The organism is Kluyvera georgiana ATCC 51603, from assembly GCF_001654985.1.
GTDB classification, from domain to species: Bacteria; Pseudomonadota; Gammaproteobacteria; order Enterobacterales; family Enterobacteriaceae; genus Kluyvera; species Kluyvera georgiana.
The window spans coordinates 1-15,246 of the sequence record NZ_LXEU01000065.1 but is presented as its reverse complement, the minus strand read 5'-3'; the positions used below and the strand labels follow the sequence as shown (position 1 = coordinate 15,246).

The window sequence follows — 15,246 nt, the reverse complement described above, 5'->3', positions numbered from 1 at the left end:
ACAATTACATATCAACTTGTTAAACAAGGAAGGCTAATATGTTTGGAGCAGAACTGGTCATTGTGCTTCTTGCCATCTACTTAGGGGCAAGACTCGGGGGGATAGGCATCGGCTTTGCCGGCGGCTTCGGCGTGCTGGTGCTGACGCTGATTTTTCAAATAAAACCCGGCGCCATACCGTTTGACGTCATTGAAATCATTATGGCGGTTATCGCCGCGATTGCCGCCATGCAAATCGCCGGCGGGATGGATTATCTGGTCAGCCTCGCCGAACGACTGCTGCGGCGACACCCCAAATACATCACCTTCCTCGCCCCACTGGTCACCTGGTTTATGACCATCCTCGCGGGGACCGGGCACACGGCATTCTCCACGCTGCCGGTGATTACCGAAGTAGCGAAAGAACAGGGTATCCGCCCTTCCCGCCCGCTCTCTATCGCCGTGGTGGCCTCACAGATTGCGATTACCGCCTCGCCGATTTCGGCGGCGGTGGTGTTCTTCGCCGGTATCCTCGAGCCGATGGGCGTGAGCTATCTGACGCTGCTCGCTATCTGTATTCCGGTGACGCTGATAGCCGTCCTGTTGACTTCCATCGTCTGTAACTTCCTTGGCTGTGAGCTGAAGGATGACCCGGTGTACCAGGAACGACTGGCCAAAGGGGAAGTTCGCCTGCGCGGCAGCAAGGTCTTTGAGCTGAAGCCGCACGCTAAGCGCTCGGTGCTGCTGTTCCTGGTCGGTATTGTCGCGGTGATGTTCTACGCCACCGCCATCAGCGACACCGTCGGGCTGATTCAGAACCCGGTACTGCCGCGCAACGAAGCGATCGTGGTGTTTATGCTGACCATCGCGACGCTTATCTGCATCACCTGTAAAGTCGATACCGGCGAGATCCTCAATGCCAGCACCTTTAAGTCCGGCATGAGCGCCTGCGTCTGCGTACTGGGCGTCGCGTGGCTGGGTGATACCTTCGTGAAAGCGCACATCGCCGACATTCAGGCGGTGGCGGGCGATCTGCTGCAGAACTATCCGTGGCTGCTGGCAGTGGTGCTGTTCTTTGCCGCTACCCTGCTTTACTCCCAGGCGGCGACCACGAAAGCGTTGATGCCTGCGGCGCTCATGCTTGGCGTCACCCCGCTGACGGCAATTGCGTCTTTCGCCGCCGTCTCCGCGCTGTTCGTGTTACCTACCTACCCAACGCTGCTGGCGGCGGTAGAAATGGACGACACCGGCTCCACCCGTATCGGCAAATACGTGTTTAACCACGCGTTTCTGATCCCGGGCGTGATTGCCATTGCCCTCTGCGTTATCCTCGGCTTCATCTTTGGCGGGCTGATGCTCTAACCCTGTGACGCCGTGTAAAAATCGTTAAGCTCGGGCCGCTCTGCGGCCCGATTCACTCAACCCTCTCCAGGTGCCGTGCTATAGTGCCTCTTTTCATCAATAACGAGGTTTACAATGAGCACTCCCGACGCTGTAGTGGTCCTCTGTACTGCTCCGGATGAAGCCACCGCCCAGGATCTGGCGGCAAAAGTACTGGCGGAAAAATTAGCGGCCTGCGCCACCCTGCTACCCGGCGCGACCTCGCTATACTATTGGGAGGGGAAGCTCGAGCAGGAGTATGAAGTGCAAATGCTGCTAAAAACCGACCTTGCCCACCAGCAGGCGTTGCTGGACTGCCTGAAGGCGCATCACCCGTACCAAACGCCAGAACTGTTAGTGTTACCCGTTACTCACGCAGATGTTGATTATCTCTCATGGCTCAACGCATCCTTACGCTGATCCTGCTGCTGTGCAGCACCTCAGCTTTCGCCGCCGGGTTGTTTGACGGACCCGGCCGCAGCAATTTTATTCCTGCTGACCAGGCATTTGCCTTTGATTTTCAGCAGAGCCAGCATGACGTAAATCTGAGCTGGCAGGTGAAAGAGGGCTACTATCTCTATCGCCAGCAGATCAAAATTAACCCGGCCAACGCCAGCATTGCCCCGCTACAGCTCCCCAAAGGCGAACCGCATAACGACGAGTTCTACGGCAAAAGCGAAATCTATCGCCAGCACCTGGTCGTGCCGGTGACGCTGACACAGGCCAGCCACGGGGCGACGCTGACGGTGACCTATCAGGGCTGTGCGGACGCGGGTTTCTGCTACCCGCCGGAAACCCGCACCGTGCCGCTGAACGCGGTCTCTGCCCTTCCCCCTCTCCCCTCCGGGGTGAGGGGCGAAACCAGCGCGGACTTACCGTTCTCTGCCCTCTGGGCGCTCTTAATCGGTATCGGCATCGCCTTCACCCCCTGCGTGCTGCCGATGTACCCGCTGATCTCCGGTATTGTCCTTGGCGGTAAGCAGCGCCTCTCTACCGCCCGCGCGCTGCTGCTCGCCTTTATCTACGTGCAGGGCATGGCGCTGACCTACACCGCCCTCGGCCTGGTGGTCGCTGCCGCCGGGATGCAGTTTCAGGCCGCGCTGCAGCACCCGTATGTGCTGATCGGCCTGTCGGCGGTGTTTGTCCTGCTGGCGCTATCAATGTTTGGCGCCTTCTCGCTCCAGCTACCGTCATCGCTGCAAACCCGCCTGACCCTGATGAGCAATCGCCAGCAAGGGGGTTCCCTCGGCGGCGTGTTCGCGATGGGGGCGATTGCCGGGCTGATCTGTTCGCCGTGCACCACCGCGCCGCTGAGCGCTATTCTGCTGTACATCGCCCAGAGCGGTAATCTGTGGCTCGGCGGCGGTACGCTGTACCTCTACGCGCTGGGCATGGGGCTACCGCTGATTCTGGTCACCGTGTTCGGCAACCGTCTGCTGCCAAAAAGCGGGCCGTGGATGGCGCACGTCAAAACTGCCTTTGGTTTTGTCATCCTCGCGCTGCCGGTGTTCCTGCTGGAACGCATTATCGGCGACATCTGGGGGCTGCGGCTGTGGTCGATGCTCGGCGTGGCGTTCTTCGGCTGGGCATTTATCACCAGCCTCGGGCTGAACAAACCGTGGCAGCGCATCGGGCAAATTGTTCTGCTGGCCGCGGCGCTGGTGAGCGTGCGTCCGCTTCAGGATTGGGTCTTTGGTCAGGCGGTCACGCAGAGTCAGGCACACCTGAACTTTACCCGCATCAGCAACGTCGAGTCGCTGAACGCCGCGCTGGCTAACGCCCGCGGTAAACCGGTGATGCTCGATCTCTACGCCGACTGGTGCGTCGCCTGCAAAGAGTTTGAGAAGTACACCTTCAGCGACCCGCAGGTGCAGCAGGCGCTGCAAAATACGGTACTGTTACAGGCCGATGTGACGGCTAACAGCGCACAGGACGTGGCGCTGCTAAAACATTTACAGGTACTGGGCTTGCCGACCATCCTCTTCTTTGATGAAGACGGCAACGAGCAGCCCGCCCTACGGGTGACCGGCTTTATGGACGCCGCCGCGTTCCGCGCGCATTTGCGCGATCGCCAACCGTAGACAACACTTTGAGACGGATAGCCGTCGGGAACGGAGGAGAATACCGTGCAACGCGAAGATGTATTAGGAGAAGCCCTGCAGCTCCTTGAGCAAGAAGGGATTGCAAGCACCACGCTGGAGATGGTGGCCGAGCGCGTGGACCGTCCACTCGATGAACTGCGACGCTTCTGGCCGGACAGCGAAGCGCTGCTGTATGACGCGCTGCGCTATTTAAGCCAACAGGTAGAGACCTGGCGTCGCCAGCTGATGCTCAACGAAGAGATGACCGCCGAAGAGAAACTGCTGGCTCGCTATCCGGCGTTGACCAACTGCGTGACCAAAAACCGCTACCCCGGCTGCCTGTTTATCGCCGCCTGCACCTTCTACCCGGACGCCGAACACCCGATTCATCAGCTCGCCAACCAGCAGAAGCAGGCCGCATTCCACTTCACTCATGAGCTGCTGACCCAGCTGGAAGTGGACGACCCCACGATGGTGGCGAAACAGATGGAGCTGGTGCTGGAAGGCTGCCTCAGCCGCATGCTGGTCAATCGCAGCCAGGTTGATGTGGACACCGCCTATCGTCTTGCCGAAGACATTCTGCGTTTCGCCCAGTGCCGGCAAAACGGCGCGCTGACCTAGGCCAGCATGCCTGGCCACGCGGATGACTGACCGCTTGCTGCTCGATTTGCGCCATCGCGCAGCGTGAACGCGCAGATTGCCGCAATAGTAAGCAGTTGAACCGTTTTTCGCTGATTTTGGTTGACGCGAGAGAGCGACTACGGTTTAATGCGCTCCGTTGCCCGGATAGCTCAGTCGGTAGAGCAGGGGATTGAAAATCCCCGTGTCGGTGGTTCGATTCCGCCTCCGGGCACCACTATTCGAAGCACGCTGGTCAGAGGTGAGAAAACTGACGGGCGTTTAACGGGAGTGGTACTTGTTGATGTTGATCCTCACATCAGCATACATCAAGAAGTTACCCTCTCGATTAGGGAGCCTGCTGACACAGGCTCCCTTTTCTCGATCACTGTGAATAATTACAATGACGTGACTGAATGTCAACCATTGTAAAACATCTCTTCAGCCTTATCGGTGTAAAGTGCCATTTCCTTTTCCAGCGCCTGGCTCACAATATCCATACTGATATCAACATATTCCATTGTTGTACTCACGTTGCGGTGCCCCAGCAATCCCTTAACCAGCTGCAGGTTTCGTTCAGGCGAGCTCATCAGTGTCGTGGCAAGGGTGTGCCTGAACCGGTGGGGAGAAACATCAAATCCGCACTCTTTTGACAGTCTACGAAAAAAAGAGCGTAACGGTTGCAGCGATGGTTTTTCCGAAAGAGACGCCCTTTCTGCAGGCGAAGAGACAAACCGCTCATAGTGAAAAAGCGCATCATTATTGCCGGCACCGCAGTCCCTTGCACGCTGAAGCAATGCTTCCAGTCTCGGTCGTAAATGACTGACAACGGGAACCCGCCATTCCCGGTACGTTTTACTGCCTTCCGCTCTTAATTCAATCCACCCATCGTCAAGAGACACATCTTTTAGACGTATATGGAGCAGTTGATTTTGCCGCATACCAGTGTAACGCAAGGTGTCCAGGACAGTCAGCCAGTACCATACTGGCCTCAGAGCGCATTTAGATTCGGTTCTGGGCTCAGAAGCAAATTGCTGCATAGTTAGCCAGATTTTTGTCATCTGGTTTTTTGTTAGCGTTTTTTTACGCTTCTTGTCCTGTTTGACCGATACGCCATTGAAGGGATTTTTACTTAAGTTCGTCAGTTGAGAAGTGATGGCAAAATTATACAGGGCACGCATATGGCTGACCTTATTGTTCCAGGTATGTGCAGAAAGGCACTGCTTCTTGAGCACATGCCTTCGCCACTCAAGCACATCGCGACTGGTTATGCCGTAAGGCGGACAGGCTTCCCCGATATGCTTCCTGAAACCACGAACAACCTTCTTATAACTCCACTCGGTATCTTCGCGCAGCGATTTACAGAAAAAGTACTCATCCATAAGTTCCTGCCAGAGCCAGTCAGCACTATTTTCGTTCATTTTTTCCATTCCTCTCTTAGTAACAGTAACGCACCAGATGTCAGACCGACGTTGTGGTCAGGGGAACAAAATGAACTGACTGTCCTGAGGGATGGTCTTTCTGTATACCCGCCTGCTTTTCACCAGGTAGCCTTTTACCCGTTTGAACCTCCCGGACTTGTCGGGTGTATCGTAAAGCTGAGCAAAATAAAATCTCCTGTTATCACGACGCTTATGCAGGTTAAGTCGCTCAAAAGAAGCCTGAATGCTTTCCCGTTGAATAGTCGAACCAGTGGCCTTAAGGTAGTCGAAAAAGATACCGGGGACGGGTAAAAAGACATAGCCGGCAATAACATGGATTTTGTCTGCTTTACCATTAAAACTAATATCTCCCCGATTGAGTCCCTCCCGGAGCCAGTCAAAAAACTGTTCTCCTTCCGCTACGTCAGTACCGGAGACTGCTACGGGTACGGAATCTGATCTTTCATCACATTTGTTAACAATTGCAACCTGAGAATAGTCCGAGTTTCCTTTTGCAGACGGTTCCTTTTCATTTGCGGGGTCTTCTATCTTTTCAAGGGGTTCTGACGATTGCTGTTCCTCTGCAATCACAACGGACACGCCTGCCTGTACCTCACCTTCATTTTCTGAAGCTTTAGCATCTCCTGACATGTCGAAAAGAGAAAGGAGAGCATCAGCATCATCTTCAGAGGGCAGAGAGTCAGAGCCAGTACTTTTTTCGATTTCGCTTAAAACACTTTCTGCTTCGTTTTCTTCACGGCTTTTAACTGGTGAATCACTAAGCTGAGTGGGGTTATCAATACCTGTGGCAAGTGTAAAGATCTCAGGGGAAGATGGATCAGTTGCCCCGCTCAGAGCTGTTTGTTCAGATAACATATCTGTAGGTAAAACCGTAGCGCCCCCCTCATTTGAAAGGGCTGTATTTACTGGAATTTCACCTGCATAAGAACCTAAAATTTCCGCAGGTTTCCTCTCCATCAGAGGAGACTCTGTTTTCTCAGCTGCTTGTTTCATCAGGCTTCGGATCAACGGCATTGCCGGATGCTGGTTCCATAAGGCCCCGGCAAGATTGCCCAGAGCTTCGGGATTTTCTGCCAGCCAGCCTGTCGCTTCCGCTGGCATAAGTTGTCCGGCTGCCAGCGCTGCAAAAGCTGAGGAGTTGTCAGCTTCCCGGAAGCGAAATCGATAAGGCGAGTCCGGAACGGTTATTCCCGGAAGCCAGCTTTTACCATCAAGCAGCTCCCCCTCCAGAGACGCCAGGAGCGGCAAATGCCAGAACAGTGCAGACCAGAAAATGACCGTATTCCACATCACGTTTTGCTCTGCCTGCTCTTCTGGCGCAGCTCCGGGTGGAAACATGTATCCTTTGGCCAGTCTGACCGCACAGGTTGTGAACTGCAGCGTAAGGTCCCCGAAGCCGTCTGACTGCGACCACCTTCCCTGCTGTGTTGCCGGCACATTCTGTACCCTGGCCAGTAAGCCATGCAGTGGCGTTATATAAAACCGGTGATAAACATCCGCCGGAAGTGAGCTGTTTTCCCATATTTGTTGCAGGCAGGTTTTTCTCAACGGGCTACAGCACAGCGTATCGACCGTACGCGGAGCGTGGTAGCCGGCAGGTGTGAAAGCGGATACATGACGTGCTGGTTCCGGTTCACCTTTTGAAAACAGAAACCTCAGAGTCCTGATTCTGTCGCGCATGATTTTCTCCTGGTATAGGGCTGCCCAGTGTTGTGACACTCCCCGCGCTTCACCATAAAAAACCAGTTACTCATTCTCAGAAGTTTTTCCCGTTTCTTCGTGGCTGTCGGCACTCTCTCCATTTCCGGACGGTACGGTTTCGTACGTCGTCTCGCGGTTTTTCCCGCCTTCATCGCTCAGCCAGCGCATCAACTCGTTAAGCACGAGCGTTCTTCTGGCCCGGGTGACAGCCACGTACAGCAGGTTGGTCTCATCCTGCCGCTCATCCTGCGAAAGAAGCGGGTCGGTAATGTCGGTAAAATCCTCACTCAGCATCACCACCGGCCATTCGAGCCCCTTGCTGCGGTGTGCGGTTGAAACCGTGACCTGAGCCTCTTTTTCATGAGTGACGACCTGACGGCGCATAATGGCCAGCTTTTGAGGGAGCGGGAAAAAGTCATCGAGCAGGCGAATAGCCTGGTTCATCTCCACGTCCTGCGTGGCTTTGGCTATCGAGCAGTACTCGTCAAAATCCCGGTAGTCCCGGCTGAAGCGCGGGGACTGCATCTTTTCAGGCATATCGGCGGAGAACCAGTACAGATCCTCAAGCTCTTCGGTCTTGTAGCCTTCAATCCCGCCGACCCAGAAGACCTTTTTCTCCATGAGACTTGCCGTTAAAGCACTCCCAATCACACCGGATACCGTCCGGCTCAGTACAGCAATGTGCTCAGTTCCCTCCGGAATTCGGGTCACCACACTGTCTTCCCCCCCGTTGCCTGTTACCTGTTTATCTTCACCGGCACGGTCCAGCAGGATGTTGGCCATACGCGCGACCTCAGGGCCAAAACGAAAACTCGCCGTCAGCCACAATTTGTCTGCCTGCGCCAGCTGAGGGGCATTGAGCGCGTTATCCGCCCCGCGAAAGCGGTAAATCTGCTGGTAGCGGTCGCCGACCAGGATGACCCGGCAGGGCTGATTCAGTACAAACGCACTGGTCACCGGGTTAGCGTCCTGCGCCTCATCGAAAAGGATGGTATCCCAGCGTGTTGATAAATCAGGATGTGAAAGCTGGAAAAGTTTAAGGTAGGTGTCGTGCGTGACGGGAAAGGTTGAATCAGTACGGCTCATTTCATACCAGAGGATTTGGATTGCCCCCAGAATTTTACCGGCATCGAGACCGTGGCGATCATCCTCAGACGGCAGATGTATCAGCCCCGGCTCAGTATCTGCACTGCAGAGGAACATGTTCAGCCCGCTTAGCGCCAGCCGCGCCAGCGGCCAGTGGCGGGTATTGAGCTTGCGGGCCACATCCGTAATGCGCAGACTGGCTGTCAGCCGGTCACGGAAATGCCTGCCGAAACGGGCCCATGCCAGCTGATGCGACGTTTTACACTCTACGTTATAGGGGAATTTGCGTTCAGCCTCATCCCGCACAGCGCGATTATAGGCAAGGTAAAGCATCTTACTTTCCGGGTTGGCTTCAGCGTAGTTCACTAACGTGGAGGTTTTGCCTGTGCCTGCAAACGCATTTACCACAAGATGATTACCCTTCCATTCGATGATGGCGTTTTGTTCGGCTGTTGTTTTCCAGGTCACTGTGTTCTCCCGCAGCAGCAGATGTGAAAAAAAACAGCCTGACAGCGGGAAGAGTTCACTACGATAAAAAACCAGATACCGTGCTTCAGAAATAAAAAACGCTCCCGGGCGGGAGCGTGTGGATGTGATTATGCCGCCTGCAAGTACCGTGGATCCAGACGAACAGGCCAGCCGCCGAGATAGTGCCCGGGGGTATAGAGTATCCGGCGTCGTTCATTCGCCAGGGTATTACCTACCACCACTTCGCCGGCAATCCCGCACAGGGACAGCTGTATGTAAGCCATTCCGGCCGCAAGCGGATCGATATCTGTCGCGGATACCCACAGATACCGGTGCGGTGGCCACCCCGCCTTTTGCAGAACATCAGCAAATGCCAGCACCATGCAGCCGGCACCGCACGCAGGTTCACTCAGGGTGATGAAGGGTTTGTCACGGAACAACGCTTCAGTGTCGCCCAGCTGCATGGCCGCCATCATTCTGGCCACGTCCCAGGGCGTGAAAAACTGCCCCCTGTATTTGTCACCCAGCTCCAGCTGCATAAAGACGCGGCCAAGGAAGTCCCCGGGCGCTTCACCCAGCCCGTTAACAACGTGGGCCAGCAGCTGCGCCATGCGCGTGACGTCCTCCTTTTCGTATCCACCGACTATACGCAGATACTTTTGCTCCTGCGCTTCACTGAAGTGAAGCCGGTTTTCCAGCGCGATGACGCTGCAGCTGATGAAGTCTTCAAACACTTTAAACCGGTGATGATACCGGGCCGTCTGACTGAACAACTTAACAAAGGCTTTTTCGTGGTTAATCATGCCAGGCATGCGTCTTCTCCATAAAAAAAGGGAACACGCACCCTGACCAGGGGACGTGTCCCCTGAGGGTAAAAAGCCACGGCATTGCCGTGGCTGGGTTAACGGAGGAACAGGCTTTTACCCCCGGACCTCACGATAAGATGCTGCTTCCTGAGTCGATAACGCCGGCTCATCGCTGACGAGATAAAGCACCTGACCGGGCTGAGACGCGCCGGCCGCACCTTTGTGTCCGTCGACATGTTCGCCGCCGTCATAGCAGTCGTAACCGCTGAGCCCGCTCACGGGCTCGCTGTAGCTGTGACGCACCTCGCAGTCAAATACCGCAGAAATTTCCCCGACAACCTCACCTGACGGCGGAAGCCAGGGCGTATCCATCTGCAGCGTAAGACTGTTTGGCGAATGCCGCTGCCAGTTGACATTGTGCCCGGCAGGCCACTCCATGCCGTACTGCCGGCAGTAGAGGCTGGTTGTGGTCGATACGCCTGACATCAGCCCTCCGGAACCGTTCAGCTCTGCTGCCAGCCGCGTAGGTATGACGGCCAGCATATCGCAGGGCTGGGAGCGTTCAGGATACTGGCTGAGCCGCTCCCAGGCAGTTGCGGCATCAGACTCATCGCCGGCGCTGACCAGACCAAACCAGTCGGTGTATTGCCTGGCAATCAGCTCCGCCATAACCTCACGTGCCGGGTCGGGAATATTCTCCCATTTCAGCGCGCCCAGACCTGACTGGTGATACAGCCGGTCAATGGCCCGGATGGTTTCCGCATCGAGGATGGCATCCTTCAGCAGGAGCGCCAGCCAGCTTTCAAACGCCTGATTGGCCGCAGTGGAAAGCCCTGTGCCTGCACGGACCAGCCCCTGACAGGGCGGATACGACGTTGTGCGCACCGGCTTGAGTATCCCCGCCGCGCCAGCCAGAAAAAGCTGTATGCTCTGCTGCACTGCGTGGCGGTGACGCGGTACGTCAGTTCCGTTTATCCACTGCAGCATGACATCAATGCAGACGGATTTACCGGTGATTTCCAGGCGGTTATGACACCATTCGGACATAGTGAATACTCCTCTTTCATAAAAAAAAGAGGACACAGCCCCGTGAGGAGCGGTGTCCTCACGGGAGGGCGACAGTTACGGAATAACCGCCACCGGATAAGTTAATTACGCCGCCACAGCCTGACTTTCAGGCAGTGCCAGTAGATATTCCGACGCTTCCCGGGCATGCCGGCAGGCGCGGAACAGGGCCTTTTTGTCAGATTTCAGCACCTTCAGCCAGTGGTCCACATAGCTGTCGTGCTGAACCTCACCGAATACCCCGAGTTGGGCACACAAAAACGCACTGCCCATTTCGGCGATGAGCTCCTCAAAGGCATACACCGGGTCCCCGAACTTGCGGGATGAGGAGGTTATCCCCTCCCGGTTAAGTCGCTTCGCATGACCGGTACTGTGTACCAGTTCATGCAGCAGCGTGGACCAGCAGTCCGCCTCCGTAAAAAACTGCTCAGCCACCGGCATCACAATTTCATCCGTCAGCGGACGGTAATAAGCCCGGTTCTGAGGCAGCATCCGGTGTTTAACCCCTGTGGCGTTAAACATCCGGATCACCCTGTTCATCACGTCCGGGCTGAGTATGCCGTCCTCATCCACCGTCGGCGGTTGCTCAGGTGAAGCCGCAACCTCTGCCGGCAACCCCTCACACTGCTCAGCGTTGAACAGCTGCAGGGGTTTAAGCATCGGCACGGTTTCCATCAGCGGTTTACCGTCACTGTCATAAAGGCGGTTGCCTTCGCGATCCTCCGCCTGCTTCGTCCAGTCCTTATAAACCACCGCCAGGGTGGCTTTCTCACCCTTACGCACCTGCCCGCCAGCCTGCTGCGCCTGCCGGTAAGTCATCCAGCGGTTATTGCGAAAACCCTGCTCTTCCGCTGACATCCAGAGAAGCAGGACATTCACGCCGCTGTAGTGACGTCCGGTTGTGGCATTTAGGGGCAGACCGGCCAGACCGATGCCGGCAGCCGCGCGCCACGGCTTACGCCAGGGCGCGACGCCGTTTTCCAGAGCGACAACAATGCGGTCGGTGATCTGACGATAAAGGTCAGTATGTTTTGCCGGACGGCGGGCCGCCTTGTGTGAAGTCGTTTTTTTCATGAGATATACCTTTAATCAGAGGCATACCCCTGCGCCGGCGGGCGCAGAGATACGCCCGTCGACGGGAAATTCAGAAGTCAGTTACCATGCGGCATAAAACCACAGGTATTCATGTTCAAAGTCAAAATCACTGAGCAGGCTTTCCAGCCTGTCACGCAGGGTGAAAACGTACTGCAGCCGGCGCTGAAGAAGCTGATTATCCTCATTCCCCTCTGTAAATGTCGCAATCGCACAGTCCAGCCTCTCTTTCAGTTGCTGAATATGCTCGCGTGACAGTTCCAGACAGGTCGCGTTTTCCACCTCACCGACATGCTTATCCACCCAGGTAATCAGTGAAAAATCGCGGCTCAGTTCATACACCGGATGATACGGTGCCGGTACTGCGACGATCTGCCTGTGCTGGCTGTAGAGAAAAATATCCAGTCCCATACGGGCCTCCTTCGGTTCAGAAAGAGGCAGGAACCTTTCCGGCAGGAAAAGTCCCTGCCGGGGTGAGTTAACGTCCGGTTATTCGCAGCGCCCCCTGCGGGGTCACCTGCGATAACCTGGCCTGCAGCCTGCCACAGGCGTTCAGAAAGGTTTGATGATCTTCAGGCTTCGCCCGCTTACAACTGATGAAGGCCGCCTGCTTTAGCAGACGCACGGCGTTTTCACGCCAGCGGCAGAGTTCATCAGGCCCGACACAGGCATTGAAGTGACAGACTGCACTCGCCAGAAGCTGATCGGCTTTCTGGCGGTACTGCGCGACTTTCACCCGGTCAGCCGCTGCGGTGAGCACCTGTATCTGTGTGTCGGTAATCAGGATCCTCAGGTCCGTCCTGCCGGACAGTACAGAGGTGGCTACCGCGTCGCTTATCGACAGTGATTCAATGAAATCATCGCCGCCGGCAAGCAGGCGTGCCGTGTCGTACCAGTCCTCATTTTTCTGAGGGTGACACCCTGTGGCATACGCAATACGCGGCACCGGATCGTTGCCCTGCCAGGCACCGGTGGCCGGCATAAGATAAACACCCTCATCCTTTGCCAGGTGAAGCTGACCTCCCTGCATGCGGGCGGCCAGCAGGACGTTCGTCAGGTCTTTGTTGTCGAAAAAAAGCATGGGGCTCTCCTTTAAAAACGGGAGAGCCGCCCCGTCCGGAGTGATCTCTCCCGACGGGGTTAAAGTCAGTACTGTTTACAGCGCGTCAGTTTTTTCCGCGACCCGCTTCAGTTCATACAGCTGAAATTCAGCCTCCGTAAACGCATTCCAGTCGTCGTTGCTCAGCACACGCTCACCACCGCAGAGCAGCTGCAGCAGCAGGGAATCAAACGCGTCACCACGCACCGGCGTTTTCAGTACCGGCTGAGGCGCGGTCAGCGTCGGCTGCTCAGGCAGGCCGAGATGTCGCTCAATCCAGCGTAACGGTAACGCCCAGCTGCGGCCTTCGTCAGAAGAATGTATCCGAAAGCTGCCCGGACACAGGTTATGCAGCAGGACCATCACAATGCGTGCAAAGAAATCGCAGGGCTGATGCTGAAAATCCAGCTCCTGGATACTCAGCGTATTGCGGTTGCGCTCACGCTCAATCGTCATGTTGACCGGCCAGACACTGCCGCCTGTGTCGCCACAAAACGCCATGACATCAGCAACCGGAAAGAGGTCAGCCGCGCGATTAAGCGACGGCAGATACGTATTCCCCGGACGCAGACGCACCGGCAGTTGCCAGAAAGTTTCTGTGACGGCCAGAACGAAAGCATGCCAGTGTCGCAACGGAACCGTGCTGACGTGCTCGATGGTGTAGACAACCGACATGGAAGCCGGCGAAGAAAACAGGTTTTTCATCGATAAATCCTCCGCGAATAAAAAAGGGGGGATTTATCCCCCGGACGGGAGTAAATCCCCGTCAGGGTGTGTTCTTTCTGCTGGTTACATCCGTTCGAGAGCCGCTATAGCCCGATCACACCGGGCATCCTGGATACCTTCATCCACGGCCTTCTCCCAGAAGGGCCGGTTAATTTCTTTTCCCAGCTCGTCCAGCGTGAAGAGCAAATTTTTAGACGTATCAGGCAAAGGCGGAATATCGCCTTCCCCGAGTAAAAAGACAAACCAGCCATAAGCTGTGCCGGTGCCAATGATGGAATCTTCCAGAAACGTCAGTTCATTCGGTTCATCCCGGTCCGTATGAAGATCGAGACGCTGGAATGCCCTTATGCTCAGAAGTTCACTCTCAAGCAGGCAAAGCCAGCTGAGCGTGTCCAGTGGAGTTTTAAGCGTATAAACGTCTGTGTGCATGGGTATATCCTCAGGTAAATAACGGGATATTCCCTCCGACGGAGAGATATCCCCGTCAGGGTCCACAACATTTTTTGACCGGCGTTCATCAACCGATCAGTTCAGTGCATATGAATCAGATTGCTCCTGATACACATATTCAGGATTAAAGCGCAGGCTTTTCAACGCAGCTACCGACAGTGGATCTACGGAATTTATGCCCGAAACGGCCACGCCATCCAGTATGTCGCCAGCCTCCACCCGGGGAGAATATCCGTAATACTGACACCATACACAGAGTTCGGGGTCAGCCGGATCACAATCACCGAGCGGTGCGACAAAAACCTGTTCGCCACAGGAGACGTTATCTCTGAGGATTTCGCCCGGATGAAAACACCACTTACGGGGCCATACTGAGCGGGACATACATCCCGTCGCGTCTCAGACATCGACAGAATACGGAAAGTGACATCGTGCAGTGCTTCAGTCATGAGAATGCCCTCCGGAAAGAAAACGGTAGCGCAGGTGTGCCAGATGCTGTGCCTGACGGCAAGCATGGCGGTATGCGTTTCGACGACCTGTTATTCCCTCAGGAAAGGAAACCGGCAGGCGGTGAAAAACATACTCGGCGCGGTGGCAACCTGTACGAACGGTAAGAAAGACGTTAACGCCCTGGTCTTTGACAGAAGTGATGTGCGCACGGACGGCATAATTGCCCGAACCGTTGACATACCAGCTGCTGTTGCGATGCAGATAAATGAAAGATTTCAATCTCCGGACAGCTGCGTCAGCAGACTGCTGAAGCTGAGTAAGGAGATGTTCAGGGAAAACCGCAAAAGAGATGACAGACATGGTGTTTCTCCATAAAAAAAGGAAACACCTGCCCGACCGGGAAGTGTTTCCCGTCGGGGAGTCAGAAAAAACAACATTCTGACTGTCTGATAAGTTGAAATGACCTCAATCACTGTTCAGCGATATCCGTTTCCAGAGGTTAAACGGATTTACCACCCGAAGGTATCCTCTCTCAGGCTGCGAGGATTTTCCGGTCACCCGAAGGTGTTTCTCTCAGACCGGTGAAACGTTAGCTGCTAGTCACCCGAAGGCGCTCCTCTCAGACTGCCGGAGCATTAGCTGGTTGCATGTAGCAACAAGTAAGCCTGTCTATTTTCAGAGCAAATAGTGAACATGTCAACTGACGAACTGGCACAATATTGTCATTAACTTTTTTTAATAACAGTCCCTAGCCTACGGCTAAGATTATTTATACATTTTCGCTGACTTATATCCTAACTAAGG

At 55.3% G+C, this 15,246-nt stretch carries 15 protein-coding genes and 1 tRNA gene; 5 read left to right on the top strand and 11 right to left on the bottom strand.

What is annotated here, in order from left to right; all coding sequences use genetic code 11:
- Positions 1–38 precede the first annotated feature (38 nt).
- The 5 genes from M989_RS15840 (at position 39) to M989_RS15820 (ending at position 4,295) form a co-directional block, all read left to right on the top strand.
- The gene (locus tag M989_RS15840; RefSeq protein WP_064546794.1) at positions 39–1,340 is read left to right on the top strand and encodes an anaerobic C4-dicarboxylate transporter; all 1,302 of its coding nucleotides are present in this window, start codon (positions 39–41) and stop codon (positions 1,338–1,340) included.
- A 114-nt stretch (positions 1,341–1,454) separates the two neighbouring features.
- The gene (gene cutA / locus M989_RS15835; RefSeq protein WP_064546792.1) at positions 1,455–1,778 is read left to right on the top strand and encodes a divalent cation tolerance protein CutA; all 324 of its coding nucleotides are present in this window, start codon (positions 1,455–1,457) and stop codon (positions 1,776–1,778) included.
- Complete coding sequence (locus tag M989_RS15830; protein ID WP_064546790.1) at positions 1,754–3,439, top strand: protein-disulfide reductase DsbD; 1,686 nt, start codon at positions 1,754–1,756, stop codon at positions 3,437–3,439. Before cutA ends, M989_RS15830 begins: the two co-directional genes overlap by 25 nt.
- Positions 3,440–3,484: 45 nt before the next feature.
- Positions 3,485–4,060 carry a transcriptional regulator gene (locus tag M989_RS15825; protein ID WP_064546788.1) on the top strand — a complete coding sequence of 192 codons (576 nt, stop codon included), beginning with the start codon at positions 3,485–3,487 and terminating at the stop codon, positions 4,058–4,060.
- 159 nt (positions 4,061–4,219) lie between these two features.
- A tRNA-Phe gene (locus tag M989_RS15820) sits at positions 4,220–4,295 on the top strand.
- 181 nt (positions 4,296–4,476) lie between these two features.
- On the opposite strand, the gene M989_RS15815 is transcribed toward M989_RS15820, so the two are convergent.
- The 11 genes from M989_RS15815 to M989_RS25615 form a co-directional block, all read right to left on the bottom strand.
- Complete coding sequence (locus M989_RS15815; protein WP_006781417.1) at positions 4,477–5,478, bottom strand: tyrosine-type recombinase/integrase; 1,002 nt, start codon at positions 5,476–5,478, stop codon at positions 4,477–4,479.
- Positions 5,479–5,535: 57 nt separating this feature from the next.
- Positions 5,536–7,179: a conjugal transfer nickase/helicase domain-containing protein gene (locus M989_RS15810; protein ID WP_006781415.1), complete on the bottom strand. Its 1,644-nt coding sequence runs from the start codon at positions 7,177–7,179 to the stop codon at positions 5,536–5,538.
- 66 nt (positions 7,180–7,245) lie between these two features.
- The gene (locus M989_RS15805; RefSeq protein ID WP_006781413.1) at positions 7,246–8,754 is read right to left on the bottom strand and encodes a UvrD-helicase domain-containing protein; all 1,509 of its coding nucleotides are present in this window, start codon (positions 8,752–8,754) and stop codon (positions 7,246–7,248) included.
- A 128-nt stretch (positions 8,755–8,882) separates the two neighbouring features.
- On the bottom strand, positions 8,883–9,566 hold the full coding sequence (locus M989_RS15800; protein WP_006781411.1) for an N-6 DNA methylase: 684 nt from the start codon (positions 9,564–9,566) through the stop codon (positions 8,883–8,885).
- Between the two features lie 108 nt (positions 9,567–9,674).
- Positions 9,675–10,607, bottom strand: a complete 933-nt coding sequence (locus tag M989_RS15795; protein ID WP_006781409.1) for a DUF1281 domain-containing protein — start codon at positions 10,605–10,607, stop codon at positions 9,675–9,677.
- 105 nt (positions 10,608–10,712) lie between these two features.
- Complete coding sequence (locus tag M989_RS15790) at positions 10,713–11,699, bottom strand: ArdC family protein (RefSeq protein ID WP_006781408.1); 987 nt, start codon at positions 11,697–11,699, stop codon at positions 10,713–10,715.
- Positions 11,700–11,780: 81 nt separating this feature from the next.
- Entirely contained in the window at positions 11,781–12,128 is a 348-nt protein-coding gene (locus tag M989_RS15785; protein ID WP_006781405.1) for a hypothetical protein, read from the bottom strand.
- Between the two features lie 67 nt (positions 12,129–12,195).
- On the bottom strand, positions 12,196–12,798 hold the full coding sequence (locus M989_RS15780; protein WP_064546786.1) for a DUF3085 domain-containing protein: 603 nt from the start codon (positions 12,796–12,798) through the stop codon (positions 12,196–12,198).
- A gap of 75 nt (positions 12,799–12,873) precedes the next feature.
- Positions 12,874–13,521: a hypothetical protein gene (locus tag M989_RS15775; RefSeq protein WP_006781402.1), complete on the bottom strand. Its 648-nt coding sequence runs from the start codon at positions 13,519–13,521 to the stop codon at positions 12,874–12,876.
- Positions 13,522–13,605: 84 nt separating this feature from the next.
- The gene (locus M989_RS15770; RefSeq protein ID WP_006781400.1) at positions 13,606–13,971 is read right to left on the bottom strand and encodes a hypothetical protein; all 366 of its coding nucleotides are present in this window, start codon (positions 13,969–13,971) and stop codon (positions 13,606–13,608) included.
- A gap of 462 nt (positions 13,972–14,433) precedes the next feature.
- Positions 14,434–14,802 carry a hypothetical protein gene (locus M989_RS25615; protein WP_154283625.1) on the bottom strand — a complete coding sequence of 123 codons (369 nt, stop codon included), beginning with the start codon at positions 14,800–14,802 and terminating at the stop codon, positions 14,434–14,436.
- Positions 14,803–15,246: the final 444 nt, after the last annotated feature.

Bases quoted from the DNA above. Each gene is read 5' to 3' on its own strand.
- M989_RS15770 (WP_006781400.1), bottom strand. From the start codon at position 13,971: ATGCACACAGACGTTTATACGCTTAAAACTCCACTGGACACGCTCAGC.
- M989_RS15790 (WP_006781408.1), bottom strand. From the start codon at position 11,699: ATGAAAAAAACGACTTCACACAAGGCGGCCCGCCGTCCGGCAAAACAT.
- M989_RS15840 (WP_064546794.1), top strand. From the start codon at position 39: ATGTTTGGAGCAGAACTGGTCATTGTGCTTCTTGCCATCTACTTAGGG.
- M989_RS15830 (WP_064546790.1), top strand. From the start codon at position 1,754: ATGGCTCAACGCATCCTTACGCTGATCCTGCTGCTGTGCAGCACCTCA.
- M989_RS15785 (WP_006781405.1), bottom strand. From the start codon at position 12,128: ATGGGACTGGATATTTTTCTCTACAGCCAGCACAGGCAGATCGTCGCA.
- cutA (WP_064546792.1), top strand. From the start codon at position 1,455: ATGAGCACTCCCGACGCTGTAGTGGTCCTCTGTACTGCTCCGGATGAA.
- M989_RS15780 (WP_064546786.1), bottom strand. From the start codon at position 12,798: ATGCTTTTTTTCGACAACAAAGACCTGACGAACGTCCTGCTGGCCGCC.
- M989_RS15795 (WP_006781409.1), bottom strand. From the start codon at position 10,607: ATGTCCGAATGGTGTCATAACCGCCTGGAAATCACCGGTAAATCCGTC.
- M989_RS15815 (WP_006781417.1), bottom strand. From the start codon at position 5,478: ATGAACGAAAATAGTGCTGACTGGCTCTGGCAGGAACTTATGGATGAG.
- M989_RS15775 (WP_006781402.1), bottom strand. From the start codon at position 13,521: ATGAAAAACCTGTTTTCTTCGCCGGCTTCCATGTCGGTTGTCTACACC.
- M989_RS15800 (WP_006781411.1), bottom strand. From the start codon at position 9,566: ATGCCTGGCATGATTAACCACGAAAAAGCCTTTGTTAAGTTGTTCAGT.
- M989_RS25615 (WP_154283625.1), bottom strand. From the start codon at position 14,802: ATGTCTGTCATCTCTTTTGCGGTTTTCCCTGAACATCTCCTTACTCAG.
- M989_RS15810 (WP_006781415.1), bottom strand. From the start codon at position 7,179: ATGCGCGACAGAATCAGGACTCTGAGGTTTCTGTTTTCAAAAGGTGAA.